The 21,712-nt window shown below is 71.0% G+C and carries 20 protein-coding genes; 11 read left to right on the forward strand and 9 right to left on the reverse strand.

The window, feature by feature from the left end; genetic code table 11:
* Positions 1-160: 160 nt before the first annotated feature.
* Positions 161-901, forward strand: a complete 741-nt coding sequence (locus AC5JJ2_RS22095) for a dienelactone hydrolase family protein (RefSeq protein WP_495860206.1) — start codon at positions 161-163, stop codon at positions 899-901.
* A gap of 269 nt (positions 902-1,170) precedes the next feature.
* The gene (locus tag AC5JJ2_RS22100) at positions 1,171-3,003 is read left to right on the forward strand and encodes a sigma-70 family RNA polymerase sigma factor (protein ID WP_495860207.1); all 1,833 of its coding nucleotides are present in this window, start codon (positions 1,171-1,173) and stop codon (positions 3,001-3,003) included.
* Between the two features lie 66 nt (positions 3,004-3,069).
* Here AC5JJ2_RS22100 and AC5JJ2_RS22105 read toward each other — a convergent pair whose 3' ends face one another.
* The gene (locus tag AC5JJ2_RS22105) at positions 3,070-3,990 is read right to left on the reverse strand and encodes an L-threonylcarbamoyladenylate synthase (RefSeq protein ID WP_495860208.1); all 921 of its coding nucleotides are present in this window, start codon (positions 3,988-3,990) and stop codon (positions 3,070-3,072) included.
* Positions 3,991-4,081: 91 nt separating this feature from the next.
* Between AC5JJ2_RS22105 and AC5JJ2_RS22110 the strand changes: the two genes are divergently transcribed.
* The 8 genes from AC5JJ2_RS22110 (at position 4,082) to AC5JJ2_RS22145 (ending at position 11,066) form a co-directional block, all read left to right on the forward strand.
* Positions 4,082-5,533 carry a tetratricopeptide repeat protein gene (locus AC5JJ2_RS22110; RefSeq protein WP_495860209.1) on the forward strand — a complete coding sequence of 484 codons (1,452 nt, stop codon included), beginning with the start codon at positions 4,082-4,084 and terminating at the stop codon, positions 5,531-5,533.
* Positions 5,530-5,820 (forward strand): hypothetical protein, encoded by a 291-nt coding sequence (locus tag AC5JJ2_RS22115; RefSeq protein ID WP_495860210.1) that lies wholly within the window; start codon positions 5,530-5,532, stop codon positions 5,818-5,820. Before AC5JJ2_RS22110 ends, AC5JJ2_RS22115 begins: the two co-directional genes overlap by 4 nt.
* Positions 5,821-5,905: 85 nt before the next feature.
* Positions 5,906-6,400, forward strand: coding sequence for a dTDP-4-dehydrorhamnose 3,5-epimerase family protein (locus AC5JJ2_RS22120; protein WP_495860211.1), 495 nt, complete (start codon positions 5,906-5,908; stop codon positions 6,398-6,400).
* Between the two features lie 258 nt (positions 6,401-6,658).
* Complete coding sequence (locus AC5JJ2_RS22125) at positions 6,659-7,375, forward strand: hypothetical protein (RefSeq protein ID WP_495860212.1); 717 nt, start codon at positions 6,659-6,661, stop codon at positions 7,373-7,375.
* A 70-nt stretch (positions 7,376-7,445) separates the two neighbouring features.
* Positions 7,446-7,736, forward strand: coding sequence for a hypothetical protein (locus tag AC5JJ2_RS22130; RefSeq protein ID WP_495860213.1), 291 nt, complete (start codon positions 7,446-7,448; stop codon positions 7,734-7,736).
* Position 7,737: 1 nt separating this feature from the next.
* Positions 7,738-9,363 carry a flagellar hook-length control protein FliK gene (locus AC5JJ2_RS22135; RefSeq protein WP_495860214.1) on the forward strand — a complete coding sequence of 542 codons (1,626 nt, stop codon included), beginning with the start codon at positions 7,738-7,740 and terminating at the stop codon, positions 9,361-9,363.
* A 19-nt stretch (positions 9,364-9,382) separates the two neighbouring features.
* Positions 9,383-9,751 (forward strand): flagellar hook capping FlgD N-terminal domain-containing protein, encoded by a 369-nt coding sequence (locus tag AC5JJ2_RS22140; protein ID WP_495860215.1) that lies wholly within the window; start codon positions 9,383-9,385, stop codon positions 9,749-9,751.
* A gap of 58 nt (positions 9,752-9,809) precedes the next feature.
* Positions 9,810-11,066, forward strand: a complete 1,257-nt coding sequence (locus tag AC5JJ2_RS22145; protein WP_495860216.1) for a flagellar hook protein FlgE — start codon at positions 9,810-9,812, stop codon at positions 11,064-11,066.
* Between the two features lie 37 nt (positions 11,067-11,103).
* Here AC5JJ2_RS22145 and AC5JJ2_RS22150 read toward each other — a convergent pair whose 3' ends face one another.
* From AC5JJ2_RS22150 to AC5JJ2_RS22185, 8 genes are all read right to left on the reverse strand, one after another.
* On the reverse strand, positions 11,104-11,487 hold the full coding sequence (locus AC5JJ2_RS22150) for a hypothetical protein (protein ID WP_495860217.1): 384 nt from the start codon (positions 11,485-11,487) through the stop codon (positions 11,104-11,106).
* Positions 11,484-12,275, reverse strand: a complete 792-nt coding sequence (locus AC5JJ2_RS22155; protein WP_495860218.1) for a DUF4058 family protein — start codon at positions 12,273-12,275, stop codon at positions 11,484-11,486. The genes AC5JJ2_RS22150 and AC5JJ2_RS22155 overlap by 4 nt, the downstream gene beginning before the upstream one ends.
* Positions 12,276-12,287: 12 nt before the next feature.
* Positions 12,288-12,683, reverse strand: a complete 396-nt coding sequence (locus AC5JJ2_RS22160) for a FliM/FliN family flagellar motor switch protein (protein ID WP_495860219.1) — start codon at positions 12,681-12,683, stop codon at positions 12,288-12,290.
* A gap of 118 nt (positions 12,684-12,801) precedes the next feature.
* The gene (locus AC5JJ2_RS22165; protein WP_495860220.1) at positions 12,802-13,668 is read right to left on the reverse strand and encodes a FliM/FliN family flagellar motor switch protein; all 867 of its coding nucleotides are present in this window, start codon (positions 13,666-13,668) and stop codon (positions 12,802-12,804) included.
* Positions 13,665-14,210, reverse strand: a complete 546-nt coding sequence (locus AC5JJ2_RS22170) for a flagellar basal body-associated FliL family protein (RefSeq protein WP_495860221.1) — start codon at positions 14,208-14,210, stop codon at positions 13,665-13,667. Before AC5JJ2_RS22170 ends, AC5JJ2_RS22165 begins: the two co-directional genes overlap by 4 nt.
* A gap of 217 nt (positions 14,211-14,427) precedes the next feature.
* Positions 14,428-15,267 carry a hypothetical protein gene (locus tag AC5JJ2_RS22175; RefSeq protein WP_495860222.1) on the reverse strand — a complete coding sequence of 280 codons (840 nt, stop codon included), beginning with the start codon at positions 15,265-15,267 and terminating at the stop codon, positions 14,428-14,430.
* Between the two features lie 32 nt (positions 15,268-15,299).
* On the reverse strand, positions 15,300-15,962 hold the full coding sequence (locus AC5JJ2_RS22180) for a hypothetical protein (protein ID WP_495860223.1): 663 nt from the start codon (positions 15,960-15,962) through the stop codon (positions 15,300-15,302).
* A gap of 30 nt (positions 15,963-15,992) precedes the next feature.
* Positions 15,993-16,205, reverse strand: a complete 213-nt coding sequence (locus AC5JJ2_RS22185) for a hypothetical protein (RefSeq protein WP_495860224.1) — start codon at positions 16,203-16,205, stop codon at positions 15,993-15,995.
* Positions 16,206-16,647: 442 nt separating this feature from the next.
* Here AC5JJ2_RS22185 and AC5JJ2_RS22190 point away from each other — a divergent pair, with 442 nt between their 5' ends.
* Complete coding sequence (locus tag AC5JJ2_RS22190) at positions 16,648-21,618, forward strand: vWA domain-containing protein (RefSeq protein ID WP_495860225.1); 4,971 nt, start codon at positions 16,648-16,650, stop codon at positions 21,616-21,618.
* Positions 21,619-21,712: the final 94 nt, after the last annotated feature.

Genomic DNA, 21,712 nt, shown 5'->3' on the forward strand with positions numbered 1-21,712 from the left:
AAGTCAAGTGTCCCGCCGCCACGGGGTGGCCCCGTGGCGGTGGCGGCGGTGGCGGCGGTGGCGGTCTCGACCTGTCGTAGGCGTTTTCACGCCGCCACGATTCGGAACAATCTCGGAAATTCCGCGAGACGCCGTCCGCCGCGACGCGGATACTGGCCCCATGACCGTCCTCGAAGACCACCTCGACCTCGACACGCCGGCCGGCCCGATGCGGACGTACCGGTACCGGCCGGCCGCGGCCGGGCGGTATCCGGGCGTCGTGCTGTTCTCCGAAATCTTCCAGCTGACCGGGCCGATCGCCCGGCTCGCCCGGCTGTACGCCGGGCACGGGTACGCCGTCGCCGTGCCGGAAATCTTTCACGAGTTCGAGCCGCCGGGGACGGTGCTGCCGTACACGCAAGCCGGGACCGACCGCGGGAACTTCTGCAAGGTCAACAAGCCCCTCCCGGCCTACGACGAGGACGCGCGGGCGGTCGTCCGCCATCTGCGCGAGTGGCCGGCGTGTACCGGGGCGGTCGGGGCGCTCGGCGTGTGCATCGGCGGCCACCTCGCGTTCCGGGCGGCGCTGAACCCGGACGTGCGGGCGGCGGCGTGCTTCTACGCCACCGACCTCCACAAGCGGAGCCTCGGGGCCGGGACGAGCGACGACTCGCTGGGCCGCGCGGCGGAGATCGGCGGCGAGTTGATGATGGTGTGGGGCCGCCAGGACCCGCACGTCCCGGCCGAGGGGCGGGCGGCGATCCACGCGCGGCTGACGGAGTGCGGGCGGACGTTTACGTGGCACGAGTTCAACGCCGCGCACGCATTCCTCCGCGACGAGGGCCACCGGCACGACCCGGAGCTGGCGGCGCTGTCGCAACAACTGACGCTGGCGCTGTTTCATCGGACGCTGCGGGCGTAGGTCGGGTCGAATGCGACGAGGCCCCACCGTCTTGGTTTTGTTCCCTCCCCCCTTTGGGGGGGAGGGTTAGGGAGGGGGGTAACCTCCCTTCCACTGGGGCATTCGCGTCGGAGGGAGGAAGCTCACCCCCCTCCCTAACTCTCCCCCCAAGGGGGGAGGGAACAAAAATCGGGCCTCGCAAAGCCTCGACCCGGACCGACAGGAACACCGCCCGGCTGATTTTCCCCATTTCCCTGTATGCGTCCGGCCGCGTCGCGGATCATGTCGGTATGAGTCGGCCGCCGTTGAGCTTCCTGTTCCCCCGCGACGACGGCGTGCCCGACGCGGTCCTGCTGCGGCGGTACGCCGCCGACCGCGACGAGGCCGCGTTCGAGCTGCTCGTGCGGCGGTACGCGGACGTGGTGTGGACCGTCTGCCGCGCCGCGGCCGGCGGGCACCACGCGGCCGAGGACGCGTTTCAAGCAACCTTCCTCACGCTGGCGAAGAAGGCCACGAGCGTCCGCGAGAACCTCGCCGGGTGGCTGTACCGCGTCGGGTACCGCGCGGCGCTGAAGGCCCGCGCCCGGCCGGCATCAACAATGACCGTCGAGCCTTCGACGGACGCGCCAGAAGTCGATGATGTCGCGCCGCTGATTCACGCCGAACTCGCGGCACTGCCGGACCGCTACCGGCTCCCCTTACTCCTGTGCGACCTCGACGGGTTGACGCACGCGGAGGCGGCGAAGCAGCTCGGCTGGCCGGTCGGCAGCGTGTCTGGGCGGCTCGTCCGCGGCCGCGAGCGGTTGAAGGAGAAGCTCGTCCGCCGCGGCGTCGCGCCGATGGCCGTCGTCCTTACCGCGATGCCGCTCGCCGCCGCGTCCCCCTTGATCCGAAGTTCCACGGCCGCCGCGACCGGCGGGTTCGTCCCGCCCGCGGCCGCCGCCCTTTCCCACGGAGTGATTTCCGCCATGCGCATCGCGAAGTTGAAACTGACCGCCGCCGTCGCCGCCGGGGTGATGGGCGTCGCGACCGTCATCGGAGTGTCAGCGGCCCCGCAGGACCCGAAGCCGACCCCGCCGCTCGCGGCCGCCGCGAAGAAGGACGAGAAGCCGGCGGCAAAGGCGCTGATCGCGAACGCGAAGCAGCGGGCACTGTCCGTCAACCGGATCAAGCAAATTCTGCTTGCGTGCCACAACTACCACGACGCGAACGGCCACTTCCCCGCGGACGTGATCGGCAAGGACGGCAAGCCGCTGCTGTCGTGGCGGGTTCTCATCCTGCCGTACATCGAGGAGGCCGCGCTGTACCAGAAGTTCAAGCTCGACGAGCCGTGGGACAGCGCGCACAACAAACTCGCGTCCGCGACGGTGGTGAAGCTGTTCACGAACGGCCACGAGCCGCAGCACACGAAGTACCCGATGACGTTCTTCCAGCGGCCGACCGGCAAGGGCCTGATCCACGACCCGGCCGGCCGGCCGACCGCCGACGAAGGCGGCGGTACCGGCGCGGGCGCGCCGCCGGCCGCCGGCTTCGGCGGCGAGGGTGCGGCGGCGGGCGGGGCCGGGCTGGCGGCCCCGGCGGATCGCGGCGGCAAGATTCGCCTCGTGGACATCACCGACGGCTCGTCGAACACGATCTTCCTCATCGAGGCGGAGAAGGCCGTCGAGTGGGCGAAGCCGGACGACCCGGGGTTCGACGTGGCGAAGCCGACGGACGTGCGGGGGCTGTTCGCGAATGTCCTCCACTGCGGCATGGCCGACGGGTCCGTGCGGACGTTCGCCGGCGGGCTGGGCAAGGACGCGGCGAAGGTCCTGTTCGGCCGGGCGGACGGCGTGCCGTTCAGCCCCGACTACCGCGGGACCGGCTGGGCCGGGTCGATCGACGACCCGAAGGAGGCGGCCGAGTTGGCCAAGGAACTGGAAGGGCAGACGGCCGAGTTGAAGAAGCTTCTCGACGAGAACCAGAAGTTGCAGCTGGAGTTGATGAAGCTCCAGGCCGAGCGGACGAAGAAGGCGTGGGGCGTCGGCGTAGCGGCGCAGCTGATCGAGGTCGAGCGGCTGATCGAGAACGAGCGCGAGCGGAAACGGCAGTTGGAGGAGCAGTTGAAGGCGGAGAAGAAGTGATTTCATATAGCCGCCGGCTTGCCGGCGGGGTTTTGCGAACCCCAAACCCCGCCGGCAAGCCGGCGGCTATATAGTTGCCGCCCGCGTGAGTCGGTCCCGCACGGCGGCCCACGCCGGCACGTCCGGCGGCATCTCGACTTCAATCCGGTCGTACCCCGCCGCGTCCAGTTCGTGCAGCGTCGCGTAGAGCGCCGCCGCCGCCGCCGCCGGGTCGTCGCCCAGTTTCAGCCGGAACACGCGCCCGCCTTCGTTCCCACGTTCGCCATGAGTTAACACCACCGGCGTCCGCGGGCTGTAGTGCTTCGCCATCAGGCCCGGCGACTTCGCGACCCCGTCCCCACCGCCGCCGGCCGCCAGCGGGCCGACCACGGCTTCCAACATGGTCGAAGTCACGAGGCCCGGCCGTAGGATGCGCACCCCGGCGGTCACGTCCACGACCGTCGATTCCAGCCCGCCGGGGCACGGGCCGCCGTCCAGGATGCCGTCGATCCGGTCGCCGAGGCTCTTCGAGACGTGCTCGGCCCGCGTCGGCGACAGCTCCGTCGAGCGGTTGGCGCTCGGCGCGGCCAGCGGGACGCCGGCGGCGCGGATCAGCGCCCGCGCCACGGCGTGGGCCGGGCAGCGGACGGCGACCGTCGGCCCGCCGGCCGTGACGACGGCCGGCACGGCGGAACCCTTCGGCAGCACGAGCGTCAAAGGACCGGGCCAGAACGCGGCGGCTAGCTCCGCCGCGACCGCCGGCCACGCGGCCGCGATCGGCCGAACGTCTTCGGGTCGGGCGACGTGAACGATGACCGGGTTCGTCGCGGGCCGGCCCTTGGCGCGGAAGATTTTCTTCACCGCAGTTTCATCGAGCGCGTTCGCCCCCAGGCCGTAGACGGTTTCCGTCGGGAACGCCACCAACCCGCCGCCGCGGAGCACTTCGGCCGCGGCGCGAACGGGCGGGTCGGCGGGTTGCAACGGATCGACGGGCCAAATCGGGGTCACGGCGCGGTTCCCGGTTTCCTTCGCAATCTGTGAGGATATTATTTACACTACGAATACTCGTGGAACGCGGACCTCGCCCCGCAGGAACGTCATGCCGCCGGCACGCAGTACCGCCGCTCTCCCCGCGCCGACCGCCGAGCAACGCCGCATCGCGATCGAGAACTTCGACCGCGCGCGGCAGGTCATGGCCAACGGGCAGTTCGACTACGCCATCCAGATGCTGCTCACCTGCTGCAAGATCGACCCCGGCAACTTCGGGTTCCGGCAGATGCTCCGCCGCGCGCAAAAGGAGAAGTACGGCAACAACCTCCGCGGCAGCCGGTTCAGCTTCCTGTCCACCCCGCGGATGAAGGCCCGCGTCAAGGCGGCGAAGGCGAGCGGCGAGTACCTTAAGGTCCTGGAGCACGGCGAGCAGGTGCTCGTCAAGAACCCGTGGGACGCCGGCACGCAGATGGACATGGCCGAGGCGTTCGACGCCCTCGGGTTCCTCGACCTCGCCGTCTTCAGCCTCGACCAGGCCCGGCAGAAGTACCCCCGCGACGCGACCCTCAACCGCGCCCTCGCCCGGCTGTTCGAGAAGCGGGGCGACTTCCAGAAGGCCATCGTCCTGTGGCAGTTGGTGCGGGAGGTCGTGCCGTCGGACGTGGAGGCGTCGCACAAGGCGAAGGACTTGGCGGCCAGCGAGACGATCGCCCGCGGCAAGTACCAGGAGAGCGTGGACGGGTCGAAGCCGTCGCCGATCCTCGGCAAGATGGACCAGCAGGCCGCCGAGAAGGTGGACAAGCTGACCCGCGAGACGGAGGCGTTGCAGAAGCGGATCGAGGCCGACCCGACGGAGCCGAGCCTGTACCTGCAACTGGCCGCCGCGTTCCGCAAGGTCGGCCAGGACGACCGGGCGCGGGCGGCCCTCCAGCAGGGGCTGGGGCCGACCGGCAACCACTTCTCGCTCCAACTGGAGCTGATGGAACTCGACTTGCTGCCGCTGCGGAAGAACCTCGAAGTCACCGAGGCCCGGCTGAAGGAGAAGCAGAAGAAGGGCGACACCGACTTCGACGACGACGGCCCGACCGAGCCGGAGCTGACGAAGCTCCGGGCGAAGCAAGTCAAGGAGATCATCGCCCAGGAGATCGGCATCTACCGCACCCGCGCCGACCGGTTCCCGGCCGACCTGTCGCTGCGGCTGGAACTCGGCACGCGATTGTTGAAGGCGGACATGGTGGACGAGGCGATCACCGAACTCCAGCACGTCCGCCGGGACGAGAAGCTCAAGGGCATGGCCGCGATGTACCTCGGCCTCTGCTTCCGCCGCCGGGCGAACTGGCGGCTGGCGCAGCGGAACTTCGAGGAGGCACTGCAATCCCTCTCGCCGGGCGAGGAACTGGCCCGCAAGGAGGTACTGTTCCAGCTCGCGACCGGCGCGGCCGAGATCGGCGAGTTGCAGCGGGCCATCGACCTCGGCCACGAGCTGGCGAACATGGACTTCTCGTTCCGTAACATCGGCAAGTTGCTCGACGACTGGCAGGACCGGTTGCAAAAGGTGTGACCCCGCACGTCATCCGCCTCCGCGGCTTCTGGGCGACGGCCGAGGTGGAACCCGGCCGGTTCCGCCATTCCCGCCCGTTCGGCCGACCCACCTTCCCGCCCGGCGAGACCGTCTGGCTCGTCGGCACCGCCGCGGCCGTGTGGCTGAACGATGAACTGCTGGGCGAGGCCGACGGCCGGTTCGCGTTCGACGTGACGGCGGCGCTGCTCCCCCGGAACGAGCTGCAAGTCGAGACGGCGACGCCGGACCCGCCGACGGACGTGGCGGTCGAGGTCCGGCCGGGCTAGGGCCGGCGAAGTCGGCTTCCTTCCCGGCGGGCGATTTCGTACCCTGCCGGGAATCCTCACCTGACCCAGCTCCCGGCGAGCCGACATGAACGTCACCCTTCCGAAGATGGCCGAGCCGTCCGCGATCCACGACGTGAAGTGGATCCCGCTGAAGTTCTTCCACGACCCCCGCGGGTGGCTGGTCGAGCTGTTCCGCAACGACCTCATCGACCCGGCGTTCCACCCGGTCATGGCCTACGTGTCCCAGACGAAGCCCGGCGTCAGCCGCGGCCCGCACGAGCACGTCGATCAGGCGGACTACTTCTGCTTCTTCGGCCCGTCCACGTTCCGCGTCTACCTGTGGGACGCCCGCGACAAGTCGCCGACCCGCGGGGCGAAGGAGGTCAAGGACGTGGGCGAGGCCGCGCCGTTCGCGCTGATCGTCCCGGCCGGGGTGGTCCACGCGTACAAGAACGTCGGGGACAAGGACGGGCTGGTGTTCAACGGGGCGAACCGGCTGTACGCCGGGTGGCTGAAGCAGGACCCGGTGGACGAGATCCGCCACGAGAAAGACCCGACCTCGCCGTACCAGCTGGACTGACTTCCGAAGTCCGGCTTCGACTTCGGAAGTCGAGCGGGAAGCGGGGCGTGTGCCGACTCCGCGAACGCCCCCGCGCGGGCTCGACTTCCGAAGTCGAAGCCGGACTTCGGAAGTCTGGGTTCCCCTCCCGTCGGGCCGGGCCGCCTCGTGTAACCGGGGCAAACTTCACCCCCCGCGCGTCGATCATGGTGGTACGGTAACATGAACTTGCGGAGGCGGTGCGGCCCGCGTATAGCCCCCGGTTGAGGGGGATTCGTCATGAGAAACGTCTTGCTCGGCGGGGTGTTGGCCGTGGGCCTCGGGGCGGCCGCCGCCCAGGACAAGCCGGCCGCCGTCCCCCCGCCCGTCACCTGGGTGGCCGTCGCCCAGGACAAGCCGGCCGTGCTGCCGCCGCCGAAGCCGGCCGACGAGCCGCGGAAGTTGCGGGCCGAACTCGAGGCGCTCGCCGCCGAGCGGGAGGCGGCCGCGAAGGACCTCGCCGACGGGCCGCCGTTGGCGGCCGAGCGGGCCAAGCTGCGGGCGCAACTGCTGGACCTCATCAAGAAGGTCGGCGAGAAGAAGCCGCCGGCCCCGGCCGTCGTGATGCCGCCGGCGACCGTCACCCCGAAGGCGGTCGAGCCGGCCCCGAAGCCGAAGGTCGTGATCGACGAGAGCTTCAAGCCGCTCGACCCGCTCGGGTACGCGCGGAGCCTGTACCTCGCCGGCGACGTGGAGGCGGCCCTGCAAGCCTTCCACAACATCGACCCCGACACGCTGCCGAAGGAGAGCCGGCTGTTCGTGACGTACATGTCGGCCTGCTACCTCCGGGACCAGGGGAAGGCGACCGAGGCGGCCGCGCAGTTCCGGGAGGTGGCGAACGCGAAGGACGACAAATTCCTCGCGGAATACGCAATTTCTCAACTACAGATGATGAAGGACCGGCAGGAACTTCAGACACAACTCGAACAACTGCGAGCCGGGCGCAAATCGAAGTAGAATTTCGCCCGGATTATTGCGGATTTCCCGTGCGATCGGAACAACGCATAGTAAAGAATGGACGAGTGCGATGCCGACGACCGAAGACATCACGAAGGCGATCCGCGAACGACTGACCACCGGCGACGGGCTGGACGAGTTACTCGACCAACTGTCGCGGTCGGTCGTTCAAATGGAACAGCGGCTCGCCGCCGCGACCGGCCCCGAGGGGGACGGCGTTCGGGCCGAGGCATCGCGGTTGCAGCAGGACATCGACGAGCTGACTCGCCTCGGCGAAGGCCGGCTGCAACGGCTCCACGCGGACGTGGTGGCCCTCGTGCGGAAGGGAAGCCTTCATCGCCTGTACGGACTGCCCACCTGACATGGCCGTGACACCCGCCGACCTGCTGGCCGCCTCATTGCCGCCGCGGCTCACCTTCGCGCCGTCGAACCAATCCGCCAACCCGACTGACGACCCCGGCACGCCCGCCCAGGCGACGTTCGACAACGTCCTCGCGTCCGTCCAGTCCGCCGCCCCCGCCGAAGCCGCCGCCACGCCGGACGTGCCGCCCGACACCGGGTTATCGACGCTCGACGGCGATGCGTTGCCCGCCGACTTGCTCGAAGCGTTCTTCGACGACGACCCGACCGCGGCCGACGCCTCCGCCCTCGGGTTGCTCCTCGCGGCCGTGACGGTGAACCCGCCGGCCGCACCGACCGTCGCCCCCGTGGCGGTGGCGGCGGTGGCGGTGTCGCCGCCCGCGGCCGCCGTGCCGGAAGCCGTGGCCGCGGAGTTGCCGCCCCTCCCGCCGACCGAGGTGCGGTCGCGGGCCGACGAACTCCGCCTCGCGCAGTCCCCGGCCCAACAACTCGCGGCGACGGCCGCAACGCTACAAGCCCCGACCGCCGCGGCGACGCCGAACCCGCTGCCGGCCGCCCCGGCCGACGCCGCCCCGCCGGCGGCGACGACGCCCCGACCGCTCCCGGCGGCGGCCGCCGCCGTGCCGACGGCGGCCACGCCGGCCGACACCCAGCGGGCCGCGGCCCGCCCGCCGTCCGTCGTGCCGCAGGCCCCGATCGTCGCCGACCTGCGGCAGGGGCTGCCGAGCGAGTTGCCGGGCGTCGCGACGCAGCCGGTCTTCCCGCCCGCCGCGCCGGTCGTCGAGGTCCAGCCGACGGCCGCCGTCACGCCGGGCGACCAGTTGCCCGTGAACCTGCGGACGGGCGTGGCCCTCGCCCAGGAATCGCAACCGGCCCCGACCCCGCCGCCGGCCCCGCCGCCGTTCGCGGCCGTGCTGGGGCAAGAGGCCGTCGTCCCGCAACCGCCCGCACCGACCGCCGCGGTGCCGCCGCCGGACCAGCCGGTCGAAGTGACCGCGGCCCCGTTGCCCGTTCCTGCCGCCCCGATTTCCGTCGAACAACCCGCCGCGTTCACGGCCCCGCCGACGGCCCTGCCCGCGGTTCGCGATCCGAACCCGGACGCGAAGCCGGTCGAGCTGACCGACGGGCCGATCCCGACGGGCACGCCGGTCGCCGGGCTGGTCCCGCAAGCCCTCGACGCGCGGCCGACCGCTTCCCCGAACGCCCCCGCGAATGCCACCCCGACGGTGGCGGCGCAACTGACCGACGGCATCGTGACGCACGCGCGGGTCGCCGAACGGGACGGGGCCGTCGAGTTTCAAATTCGCCTCGACCCGCCGGAGTTGGGGCCGGTGAAGGTGAAGATCACGGCCGTCGGCGACCGGCTGACGGCCGAGGTCGTGGTGTCCAACGACGCGATCCGGCAGATGGTCGAGAGCCAACTGCCGGACCTGCGGCAGCGGCTCGAACAGGCCGGGGTGAACCTGCCGACGCTCGACGTGAGCACCGGCGACCGCCAACAAGGTGACGCCCAGGAATGGGAGCGGCAGCTGTTCGGCTTCCGCCAGGCCGCGGGGTCGCCCGCCGCCCGCCGCCCGACCCCCGCGCGGGTCGCGACCGGAACGGGTACACTGGACGTGATGGTCTGAGTCGCGAAAGGAGTTTCCCATGAGCCAGATAGCCGGCGCGACCTCCGCGGCGTTCTCGCAGGACCAGTTCCTGCAACTGCTCGTCACGCAGTTGCAGAACCAGGACCCGCTCGCCCCCGTGTCCGACCGCGAGTTCATCAACCAGCTCACGCAGCTGAACACGCTGCAGAGCTTGCAATCGCTGGAGGCGAGCTTCGCCCAGAACCTGCGGCTGCAACAGCTGACCCAGGGGGCCGACCTCGTCGGCCGCGAGATCGACTTCACCCCCGCCGGGGGCGGAACCCCGGCCCGCGGGACCGTGGACGCCGTGGCCGTGCAGAACGGCCAGTTCGTCCTCCGCGTCGGCGCGGCGACCGTGCCGCTGGACAACATCGTTTCCGTCCGTTGACCCCTGGCCGTCCGGACGCGGCCGCCCACCCTGATTGACACCTTAGGAGTTTTGTTCGATGGCTCTCACCGCCCTGTTCACCGGGTCGAGCGGCTTGCAAGCCAACTCGACCGCCCTCGACGTCGTCGGCAACAACCTCGCGAACCTGAACACGACCGGGTACAAGACGCAGCGGACGTTGTTCAAGGACCAGGTCTACCAACTGCTCAACGCCGGCTCGGCCGGGGACGCCGGGAGCGTCGGCGGGCAGAACTCGTCCCAGCTCGGGTTCGGCGTGTCCGTCGGGTCCGTGGACACGCAGTTCGTGCAAGGGGCGGTCAACCCGACCGGCCGGCCGCTGGACGCGGGCATCCAGGGGAGCGGGTTCTTCGTGCTGCGGTCGCAGGGCGGGCAGGTGTTCAGCCGGGCCGGGGCGTTCGGCGTGGACTCGACCGGGTTCCTGGTGGACCCGTCGAACGGGGCGCGGGTGCAGCGGACCGGCACGGTCGGCGAGCCGACGCCGACGGCCCCCGGCTTCCAGGTCCCCGCGGACAACGACATCCGCGTCCCGTTCGGGGCCGGCGCGCCGGGCGTGGCGACCACCGCCGTCCGGTTCCAGGGGAACATCTCCCGCGACCTGGCCGTCGGCGAGGTCGCGACCACCTCGATCGAGATCTTCGACACCCAGAGCGGGCCGCAACCGCTGACCGTGCAGTTCACGAAGTCGGCCGTGAACACGTACACCGTGTCGGCTAGCATCCCCGGCGCGACGGTCACCGTCCCGCCGACGAGCGTGACGTTCAACACGGACGGCACGCTCCAGGCCCCGGCCTCGCTCGCGGTAACCATCACCGGCATCCCCGGGGCGGCCCCGCAGACCGTGACGCTGAACCTGGGCACGCCCAACGTGGCCGACGGGCTGACGCAGTTCGGCGGGACGACCGAGGCGAACGCCGTCGGCCAGGACGGCAGCGGGGCCGGCGTGCTGACGAGCGTGTCGATCGACAACGACGGGTTCGTGCAGGGGCAGTTCAGCAACGGCCGGACGATCCCGATCGCGCAGCTGGCCATCGCCGGGTTCAACAACGAGGGCGGGCTGATCCGGACCGGGGACAACAACTTCGTCGTCGGGCCGGGGTCCGGGCCGCCGTTCATCGGGACGCCGGGCACGGGCGGCCGCGGGCTGGTGCAGGGGTCGGCGCTGGAGGGGGCGAGCGTGGACATCGCCATCGAGTTCAGCCGGCTGATCCTGGCCCAGCGGGGCTTCCAGGTGAACGCCCGGACGATCTCGGCGGCGAACGAGACGCTGCAGGAGCTGGCCAACATCGTCCGGTGATTTCTAGGCACGCCCACGGACGTTCGTCCGTGGGCTTTCAGCCCTGCACGTCTTCCACCAAGTCGTCGAACTTCTCACCCAAGATCACGATCGCCCGGATGCCGGTCGCGTCCGTCGTCACGGCCACGGCCTGCCCGTCGGCCTTCAGGACGTGGACGCCGGCCCGCGAATTCAGCGTCAGGCTGCTCTCGACGACGAGCCGGTCGTTCGTCGGCCCGGCGGCCGGGCGGGTGACCCGGCGGGTCGCCCAGATGAGGCCGCCGCACACGGCGAGGGTGCCGGCCGTGAGCGCGACGAGCCGGAACAAGAGTCCCGTCGGGTCCGGCGGCGGCGGGGCGGCCGGCGGCGTGTACGGGAACTCCGCCGCCGCGGCCGGGGCGGCGAGGAGCGCGAACGCGATGAGGGTGAACAGCGGCTTCATGCCGGGGTCCGGGTCAGGATCGCCGCCGCCCATTCCTGTTGTTCGGGCGTCAGCGGCGGGTCCGGCGGCTTCGTGTCGTACTTCACCCGCCGGGCGTAGAGGCCCGTATCGTAAGCCCGGTCGAGCAGCGGTTGCAACTCGACCTTCACCGGCGGCACGCCGGGGTCGAGCGGGACGACGATCATGGGCAGCCGGTCCGTCAACAGGAACGGCTTGACGTGGTAGAGCGTCGGGTCGCCGATGACGGTGGCGCAGATGTGGTAGTCGAAGTGCGGCGCGATCCGCCGGAGGCGGGCGTGCGGGATGGCCGTCGTGTGCGTGCCTCCGCGGAGCAGGTCGATCTCGACAAGGTTCACGTTCCCGAGCCGGAACTCGTTCTGCCTCTGTAGGTAGGACGTTCGCCCGGTGTCGCCGGCCTTCTTGTTCGAGAGGCTCAGGACTTCAATCGCCGTCACGAGTCGCTCGCCGTCCGCGGTTTGGATTTCGAGGTACGGTTCTTCCCACGGTTCCGCGACGGGATCGGCGGCCAAACACAGCATCCCCTGTTCGGCGAAATAGTCCGTCATCGTTCCACCCGACGGCGGGCGATCCGGCCCGTACAGTCCGACATCCGGCTCGCGTCGAAGAACGGGATCGATCCAAACGAGGTGCGTCGTCGTGGCCACGTAGCCCGGCGGCAGTTGGGCGTTGACCGCCTCGAGCAGGTAGGTAATCAGGCTCGAGTGAAGGCCACCAAAGACGGCGGGGCGTTCCAGCCACGGGTCCATGCCGGGGAACGGGGATGGCATGTCGGCGTCCTCTTAACCGGTGATCGGCTTGCCGCCCTTCGCGGGGAGGAGGTGCTTGATCCGCACCGCGAACCGGTCCTCGACCACCACCACCTCGCCGGTCGCGAACGGCACGCCGCGGACCGTCAACTGGATCGGCTGGCTCACCAGCTCCTCCAGTTCCAGCACCGCGCCGGGGCCGAGCTTCAGGATTTCGCTGATCGGCAGGACGACGTGGCCGAGCTGCGCCGTGATCGTCACCGGCACGTCGCGGAGGAAGTCGAGCGAGTTCGGCCCGTTCGCGACGGCCGCCTGCGGCAGCAGTTGCGCGAACTCGGCCATCTTCGCGAGGATTTGGTTCACGTCCGCCGGCGACGGGGCGGGCGGCGGGGTGGTCGTGCTGGCGGTCGTCGGCTCGGCGGTGGACATCGGGCCTTACCTTGTTTCGGAACGCTCGGCCGGTTTCGTAGGGCGGGTCAAGGCTTTGCGCCGACCCGCCGCCCGTCCCGGTCACCCCCGGCGGGTCGGCGCAAAGCCTTGACCCGCCCTACGAGGTCGCGGACTGCACCTGGACGGCGCACCGGCCGCCGGCCGCGCCGGGCCAGACGCGGAACTTCGCCGTCCCGGCCACCCGCGCCTCCAGCGGCTCGCTCACCCGCTGCCGTAAGAGTACCACATCCCCGGCCGCCAGCCGCGCCAGGTCGTACATCGTCAGGTCGGCCGTGCCCAGGATGACGGCCACGTCCACCGGCATTTCCTTCACCAGCGTCTCAATCTGCGTCCGCACCGCCGGGTCGGCCGGCACGGCCCGCACCTTCGGCGTCGTGAGCTGCTCCAGCCGCCCGGACCGGTTGAACAGCAACTGCACCGGCAGGTCGCCGAGGGGCGTGGCGATCGCGACCGTCGCGGCGTAGGCCGCGTCCGCCAGCGGCTGCCGCCAGACCGTCTCCGGCGGGCCGCCCGGCCCGACGGTCAGCTTCAACCCGCCGGGCAGCGGCCACGCGGCCTCCATCGGACCGAGGAACAGCTCCCGCAGCATGTACTCGCACAGGGATCGTTCGACGGTGCTGAGGTCGCGGTCGGCGGGAAGGACGGCGGGCTGTTCGCCCATCATCCCGGCGAGCAAGAAGAGGACGACCGGCCGGGACAAGGCGAGCAGAAACCCGTCGTCCGGTTGGTCCGAGGCTTTGACGGCGAACCCGACGGTGTCGAGCGGGAGGAACCGGAGGCCGACGCCGGTGGTGGTGATCTCGACCTTGTCCACCCGCGGCTCGGCCGGGAACGGCAGGGCCTTCGCCCACGTGACGGCGGCCCGGCGGCACCCCTCGGTCAGCCACGCGGCGATCCGCCGCTCGGTGTCGCCCGGCGGCGGCTTGCGGAAGTCGAACGCGGGGGGCGCGGTCGGGGTCGTCATTGCACCAAGTATTCCTCGAACATGATGTGCTTCAAGTGCCCGTGCCCGCTCGGGTAGAGCGTGTCCTCGAAGCGTTCCAGAATCTCCCGCTGCGTCCGGTTCACGCCGACCGTCCCGGCCACGTCCTTGAGCGTCTTGCCGGTCAGGTGGCTGATGAGCCAGCTCTTCATCGTCGCCTTCTTCTTTTCGAGAAGGGCGGTCACCTCGGCCTCGGCCTCTTCCTCGACGACGAGGACGATCTTCAGCCGCAGGTAGCGGGTCAGCCGCTCCTCCGCGAGGTTGACGACCACGTCCCCGAACGGGATGCTGACCGTCTTCTCTTCGGCGTGGCCCTTCTTCTTCTTCGCCGTCGTCTTGGCGTGCCCGTCATCGCCTTCGTCGGCGGACTTCTCTTTCTCCTTGCCGAGCAAGGCGGGAACGTTGACGAACATCGGGGTCGCGGCCCCGGCCCCGACGGACAGGACGGCGGCGACGACGAACAGCAGCTTGCCGCCCTTCTTCTTCGGGGCGGCGGGGGCTTGCGGTTGGGCTTCCTCGGACATGGGCGAACCTCACGGGCGTGCGAACTTCGGTCGCGCGTCCGTGCGGCGGAAGTGAATCCCTTCGTCGCCCACGTATCGCGGGCGTTGTAACGTGCCGGCGGTTGCCGGCACAAGGCCAAGTAGTAGTAGGCACACTCCGTGTGCCGTCTGCTGTCGGCCGCCGCGACTCGGGCGAACTCCCCGCGGCACGAAGGAAACGGCACACGGAGTGTGCCTACTACTTTCGTTTCAGCGGGAACAGCGGCTTGCACTCCTGGCACGCGCCGCCGGCGCTCCCGATCGCCGCCCCCGCGGCGGGGGGCAGGGCGGCGGCCGGGACGACGAGCATCCCGTTGACCGTCTCGATGCCGAGCAGCGTCTCCGAGACGACGTGGGCTACCCACCGCTGGAATAGGGCCGGCGAGTCCAGCGCCAGCTCCTCCGCGAACGCATCGTCGCTGACGATTTGGTGGTTCCGCACCCGCGGCGGCAGCGGCTTCGGCCGCTGGCGGTAATACGTCCGCACCGCCTCCGCGATCCCCGCGTCGGTCGTGTCCCACAGGCCGTCCACGCTCGCGACCACCTTCCCCTGGGCCGGGGACACCGCCTGCACCACCAGGCCCATCCGCGGCCGGGGGTACGGCGAGTAGTGCGTGACGGTCACGTGAATCACCACGTCGGCCTTCGTCACGCGGGCCAGTTCCAGCATCAGGGCCTCGTCGAACGTCCCGTCCCGGTGGATCGTCGCGGCGAGCCGCGCACAGTCGTCCGGCGGGCCGGCCACGACCTCGAACCGGCCGAGCCGTTGGAGTTCGCCGGTCAGGGCGGCGTGGAACTCCTCGTCGGCCCGCGTGTACGCCGACTCGTTGAGCGGCGGCAGCACCAGCACGCGGGCGACGGCAGCCCAGTCCCACTTGTCCACGTGGTAGTGGCTGTACGTCGTCGGGGCGGGCGGCGGCAGTTGGTTCTTCGGCCACCCCGGCAGCGCGTGGATGCGCTCGGCCAATCGGCCGTCGCCGACCCAGTGGCAGCCGGCCGTCGCGGACAGGCTGCCGAGTATCGCCACGATCCGCCGCATGGGACTCCGTTCCGGGCTGGGTGTTCGTAGGGTCACTGCTCCAACAACTTCTCCAGCGCCGCGATCATCGCCTTCAGCGTCTCGATCTCGTCCTGCTCCATCTGCCGCATCTGCTGCTTCAGCCGCGCCACCGCGGCCCGTGCTTCCTTCAGCTCGTTGCGGGTGCGGATCACCTCGACCGTCGCCGCCTCCACCTCCCGAACGCTCTCGGCAATCGCCTCCTCGCGGCCCGCCGCGGCCTGCTCCAGCAGCGCGATCCGGGCCACCAGCGCCTTGTTCTCCGCCTGAAGCTGCTCGATCTTCTTCGCCAGCTCCACGGCCTTGTCGAGGCCCGTCTCCGTCGGATTCAGCGACAGCCGTTCGCCCTTGACCGTCGGCGTGTCCCGCTTGTGCTCGTCCGGGAACACGGCCGACCACGATGACGGCGGCGCGGCCGGCACGGCGGGCGGCGGGTCCGGCGGGAACGTGCCCCCGGCGGTCGGCGGCGGGCTGGCCTTCCGGCCGCCGCTGGCGAACGCCGTCAGCTCCCCCGGCGGGGCCTGCGGCCGGGCCACGGTACTGCCGGAATCAGTCGGATTATCGAACGCCTTCGGGTCGGATTTGCCCGCCGGGGCGAACAGCCGGAATTGCGGGTCGAACTGGCGGCCGGCGCACCCGACGGACAGCAGGGCGACGAGGACGGGCAGCAGGCGCATCGGTCCCCCCTCCCTGGGTCCGCGGAAATCTCAGGCGTAGTCGCACTGGATGCGGATGCGCTCCCCGCACCCGCAGGTAATGTCGATGGCCCGGACGACGCCGTCCTCGCGGACGAGCTGGATCGTCGGCTCGCCGTGCTTGCCGTGGGAAACGGGCGCGCCGATCCGGACCGTGTCACCCGACACTTTCACCTGCTGCCCGGACAGCACGGCCGGGGTCATCGCTTCAGGTTCCGCGCCCATCTTCCCCCATCCCCACGGGTGGCCCGTAACCGGGCGGGTATAGCGGGGCGGCCCGGCCTGTCAATCCGAAGGCCTCCGCCCACCCTTGACTATACCCACGGGGCGGCCGGGCCGGAGTTTTCCCTCCGTTCGGGCGGGGGACTTCTATAGAGCCGCGGGGGTGCGGGGGGGGGTTTTGGCACACCCACAAACCCCCCGGGGACCGGCGGGGCGGTTGTTTCCCCGGGGTGGGGGGGGGGTACTTCTTTCGCGCCGGGGTTTTGGGGGGGGGTTTTTCCACAAACAAACCCCCCCGCGGTAAACCGGCGGCTCTATAGAGTCGGCGTCGGCGGGTGGGATAAGATGCCACGGTCCGCGTAATCTGTGGGCGGTCGAGCACCGTATCCCTCATGGGGTACGGTCCACCCACGCCCCCCGCTCCGGCGTCTCCCGAGGTTGCGACATGGCCGACCAGAACTCCGAACCGACGTGGCGCGGGGCGGCCGGCGGACCGCCGCGGCCGGGCAAGAAGCACGGCTGGCAGCAGGAAGACCCGAAGACCGCCACCGGGTCCGGCAAGCGGCGGGTCAAGCTGTTCGTCATCGGCCTCGGGGCGACGGCCGCCGTCGTCGGCATCGTCTGGCTCGTCCTCCTGCTCCTCCCGAGCAAGCGGCCGGGGCTGCTCGCCATTGCCGCCGACCCCGGCTACGAGGCCGGCAAGGGCGTCGGCCGGTTGGACGTGCCCTACGACCCGTACGGGTGGCAGAGCGCCCAGCGGCTGCTCGACTGGTCGAACGCCGTCGCGAAGGACGCGAACGCCCCGAAGCCGCTCGGCGAGAAGCCGTTCTGGCTCGACGACCAGCTCGACGACTGGGCCGACCAGGTCGGCAAGGAATCGACCGTCGATCCGGTCATCATCTACGTCGGGCTGCACGGCGGGGTGAACCGCAACGGCGACCCGATCCTGTACGTCGGCCGGGACGTGCCCGGCCCGATCCGCGAATCGAACCGGCCGGCCGTGCAACTCTCGACCGTCCTCGACAAGCTCGACGAGCGGGCCGCGACCAAGCGGAAACTCTTGGTCCTCGACGTGGGCCGCCAACTGCCGGACCCGAACCTGGGCGAAATCTCCAACGACTTCAACCGGGCGGTGCGGGCGAAGCTCGGCAAGCGGATCGCCGACAACCCGACGCTCGCCGTCGTCCTCGCGGCCAACGACGGGGAGCGGGCGTGGGAGTCGCCGGATCTCGGCATGACCGCCCTGGGCTACCACCTGCTCAAGTCGCTGGCCGGCGGCGCGAACCGGGAGAACATGACCTCCTACCGCGTGGACGAGCTGTTCGACGCCGTCCAACGGGAGGTCGTGCAGTGGTCGAAGAACAACCGGCCGACGCCGCAGACGCCGCAGCTCATCCCGTCCCTCGACGAGTGGGCGAAGGACCAGGTCCGTAAGGACAAGTACGAGAAGCACCGGCTGTTCAAGCCGGCGGACGGCGGCCCGCCGCTGGCCGACCTCCTCCGCCCGGCCCCGACCGCCGCGCCCGAGGACCTGAAGCGGGAGTGGGCCGCGGCCGCGGCCCTGGCGAACCAGCTCCCGCACCCGGCGACGTACACCCCGGCCGCGTGGCGGCGGTACCGCGAACTGCTCCTGCGGTACGAGCGGGCCGTCATGTCGGGCGACGCCGACGGCGCGGGCAAGCTCCGCGACCCGGTCGCCGGGATGCGAACCGCCGTCGAGCGCGGCCTGGATTTGAAGCTCGACTCGCTCAACTACGTGGTCCCCCTCGCCGCGAGTACGGGGAAGCCGAACCAACAACTCGCCGCGACCGCGGACGAACTGCTCCGCGCCCCGACGCTGGCGGACGCCGCGACCCGCGGCAAGGCCGCGGCCGGCGGCACCGGCGCGCCGGTCGAGCTTCACCTGCCGATCATGCTGCACCACTTCGTCAAGGACGTGCTCCGGGCGGAGAAGGACGACCCGCTCGGCCCGACGTGGCGGGCGGCGGCGACGAACCGGCGGCTCGCCGAGCAGGCGGCCCTCGGCGTCCGGCCGAACGACGCCGGGCTGCCGTACAGCGAGCGGGTCTGGCCGGCGGTACGGGACGCCGTCCGCGCCGCCGACGCCGCCCGCCGCCGGGGCGAGGACCGGATGCTCGCGTCCGGCGACGCGGCCCCGAAGGACGCCGCGACCGCGTTCAACGACGCGGAGAAGCTGTACCTCGACGCGCTCGCCACGGCCGAGCGGTTGCAGACGCCGCTGCGGCTGCGGGACGAGGCGTTCGCCGACCTGCCCTTCCTCGCCCGGTGGCTGGCCGAGGCGGACGACACGCCGAAGTTCAACGTGGACAAGGCGAACGAGGCCGTGCAGGACCTGTGGCGGCAGGCGTTCCTGCTCGCCGACCGGATCGAGCGGCCGCAGGAGGCCGACCCGCTCGCCGCGTCCGTGAACGCCGTGCGGGACCGGCTGACCGAGCTGCGTGGCTATGCGTCCGCCGCCGCGAAGGACCTCGCCACGGCCGACGCCCAGACGAACTGGCAGGCCATCGAGCACCTGCTGCTCCTTCCCCCGCCGCTCGTCGGGCCGGAGGATCGCGTCCGGCTGTACGCCCGCGCGCGGGACATTTCCAAGAAGCTGTCCGAGGGGAACACGGAAGTCGCCGGGGAGATGAAGAAGGCCGAGGAGAAGGTCGTCCGCCGGCTGCGGTCGGCGACCGAGTCGATCAGCGGCGAGTGGGGCCGGTGGGCGTACCCGCAGGCCGACCTGTCGAAGCCGCGGACGGACGTGACGGCGAAGGATCAAGATTTGTTCGCCAAGACGCCGGACCTGGCGACCGTGCTGCTCGCCCACCGCCGGCGGCAAGCGGAGTTCGACAAGTACCCGGCCGGCGGCCCGCCGGAGTGGGCGCAGGCGGAACTGTTCAGCCGCGTCGCGTGCCCGTTCGCCCCGCCGCCGGCCCCGGAGCCGGCGACGGTCAACGCCCTCGCCCGGTGGAAGGACATGCTCGAAGGGCAGGCCGCGCGGGTCGCGCTCGACCACTGGTACAACGAGCAGGGGCAGCCGTACTTCCACACGACCGTGCGGAAGGCCCTCCTGGACGACGCCGAGAAGATCGGCGGGCGGATCGGCGACCGCGGCAAGGCGCGGACGGCGGACGCGGCCGAGGCCGACCGGCTCGGCGGCACGCCCGCCCTGGGCCTGAAGCCCACGGCCGCGGGCGGCGAGAACGGCTACCGGTGGACGACGGAGGCCGAGCGGACGTTCGGGTACGCCGTCGCCCCGGCCCCGTACCCCGTCCCCGGCGAGGGGGTGTTCACCTGGCAGACGGACGAGCCGGGGCTGCTCACGGTCTCGGCCCCGCCGCGGCAGTTGGTCGATCTGTCCAAGCCGTTCGAGGGCGGCAGCCGGCAACTGGCGGTGAAGGCCGGGCCGCGGATCGAGGAGGCGGCGGCGCAGCCGCGGGACGCCCGCATCCAGGCGAGCGGGTACTTCCGCGGCCAGCGGCTCGGGCTGACGAACGAGGCCGTGGTGCGGATCAACCGCCGCCCGGACCTCGTCGTCTCGGAGGTGAAGCCGGACCGCCCGGCCCTCCTCGCGGTGCGGGCGGACAAGGACTTCGACCCCGGCGCGGTCAGCATCCTACTCGACCTTTCCGGCAGCATGTCCGACGAGTGGGGGAAGACGAAGGAGAAGAAGAAGGCCGCGATGATCGAGGTCCTCGCGGAGTTGCTCAAGGACCTGCCGCGGGGGACGACGCTCAGCGTCCGCGCGTTCTTCGGGAACGAGTACATCCGCGACGAGAAGAGCGAGCAGATATTCCCCGGCAAGTTCAAGGGGAACTTCCGGGACAACCTGGACGGCGACGACGGCCTCATCCGAACGCTCGTCGGGCGTACCGAGAAAGGCCCGACGCCGCTCGTCCCGACCATGCGGCTGGCGCTGGACGACATCAAGGACTACCCCGGCGTGAAGACGCTCATCGTCCTGACGGACGGGGCCGACACGACCAAGCAGGAGATCGTCTTCGGCAAGGAGCGGATCGCCAAGAAGATGGACATCATCCCGGCGAACGAGATGACGGCGGCCGAGCGGGCGGCCATCGTGGACGCCGTCCGGGACGACGTGCGGCCGTTCGCCCAGCGGGGCGTGTCCATCCACATGGTCATCTTCGGCGCGGACGAGGCCGAGGAGACGCTCGGCGAGGAGATGTTCAAGAAGGTCGAGGAGTTCCCGACCCCCGGCCGGGTGTACCGGGCGAAGAACAAGCGGGCGCTGCGGGACGAGTTGGAAAACGCGCTGCGGCCGAAGCCGCGGCTGGTGCTGCGGAACGGCACGCCGATCCCCCGCGGGCCGGACGTGAACATCCCGCCCAACGGCCTACCGACCAACCGCACCGACCAGGGGGCCGGGGCGCTCTACTGGCGGGGGTTCGTACCGCCCGGCCAGTACCTGCTGAAGTACCACACGACCGAGCAGGGCACGGTGTTCCGCCCCGGCGACGGCATCTGCTTCCGCATGGACAAGGCCGCGAACGGGGACGTGAAGTTCCTGCGGGAACTCTACTACCGGGACGTGGACCCGGTCGCCCCGGCCGGGCGGGTGGACGCGACGAACGAGGACTGGTTCCTGTCCGCCCCGGAGTACGGCTACCGGCCGGCCGGCGTGAACTACCTGGTGGCGACCGCCGCCCTCGAAGAGAAGCGGGGGCAGGAGGTCGGGCCGAACGGCGACCTGCGGGCGGTACAGCCGCGGTTCGTCTGGTGGGAAGTCGCCCGCGTCGGCGGCAACGGGGAGGAACGCTTCCCCGGCCCGGTGTACGTCCACAACCTGCAGGGCCAGCGCGCCCCGTGCTGGCGGGTCGTCGGCGACAAGGGCCGCGGGCTGGACGGGCTGTCCGACAGCGAGTTCCGGCTCCGCGGGTGGCCGACGTTCGGCGACCCGCCGGCCGCCGTGCCGCAGCCGATCCGCGCGACGGTCACGCAGTTGCGGGCCGGCCTGACGGAGCAGGTCGGGAACGTCGTGGTGCGGGCGAAGCTGGAGGACATCCCGTTCGTCCCGGACCCGGCGGTGAACCCGCGACTGCCGGCGGACGCGGCGAACGGGCCGAAGCGGTGTCTCGTGGTGCGGGTGGACGACGCGGCCGGCCGGCTGTTGCAGGTGCGGGTGCCCCAGCTCGACCCGCGGGTGGCGGAGCACCGGTACTTCTACGACAAGGACGACAAGAACCCGCTGCGGCCGAAGGTGGCCGGGTACACGGCCGTCCTCGGCCCGCTGACCGACGACGAGGTCGCGCGGCTGCGGGACCTGGAGATCAACCTCGTGTCCGTGTCCGACGTGCTCGACCCGGAGAAGAATCGGACCCGGCCGCTGCTGGTGGAACTGCGGAAGCCGACGAACACGACCGACGACTTGAAGGTGCTCGAACCGCTGCGGTAACCCGTAGGGTGGGCCGAGTCTTCGAGGCCCACCGTTCTTGGCTTTGTTCCCTCCCCCCTTGGGGGGGAGGGTTAGGGAGGGGGGTGAGCTTCCC

It is taken from the genome of Limnoglobus sp. (genome assembly GCF_059499385.1).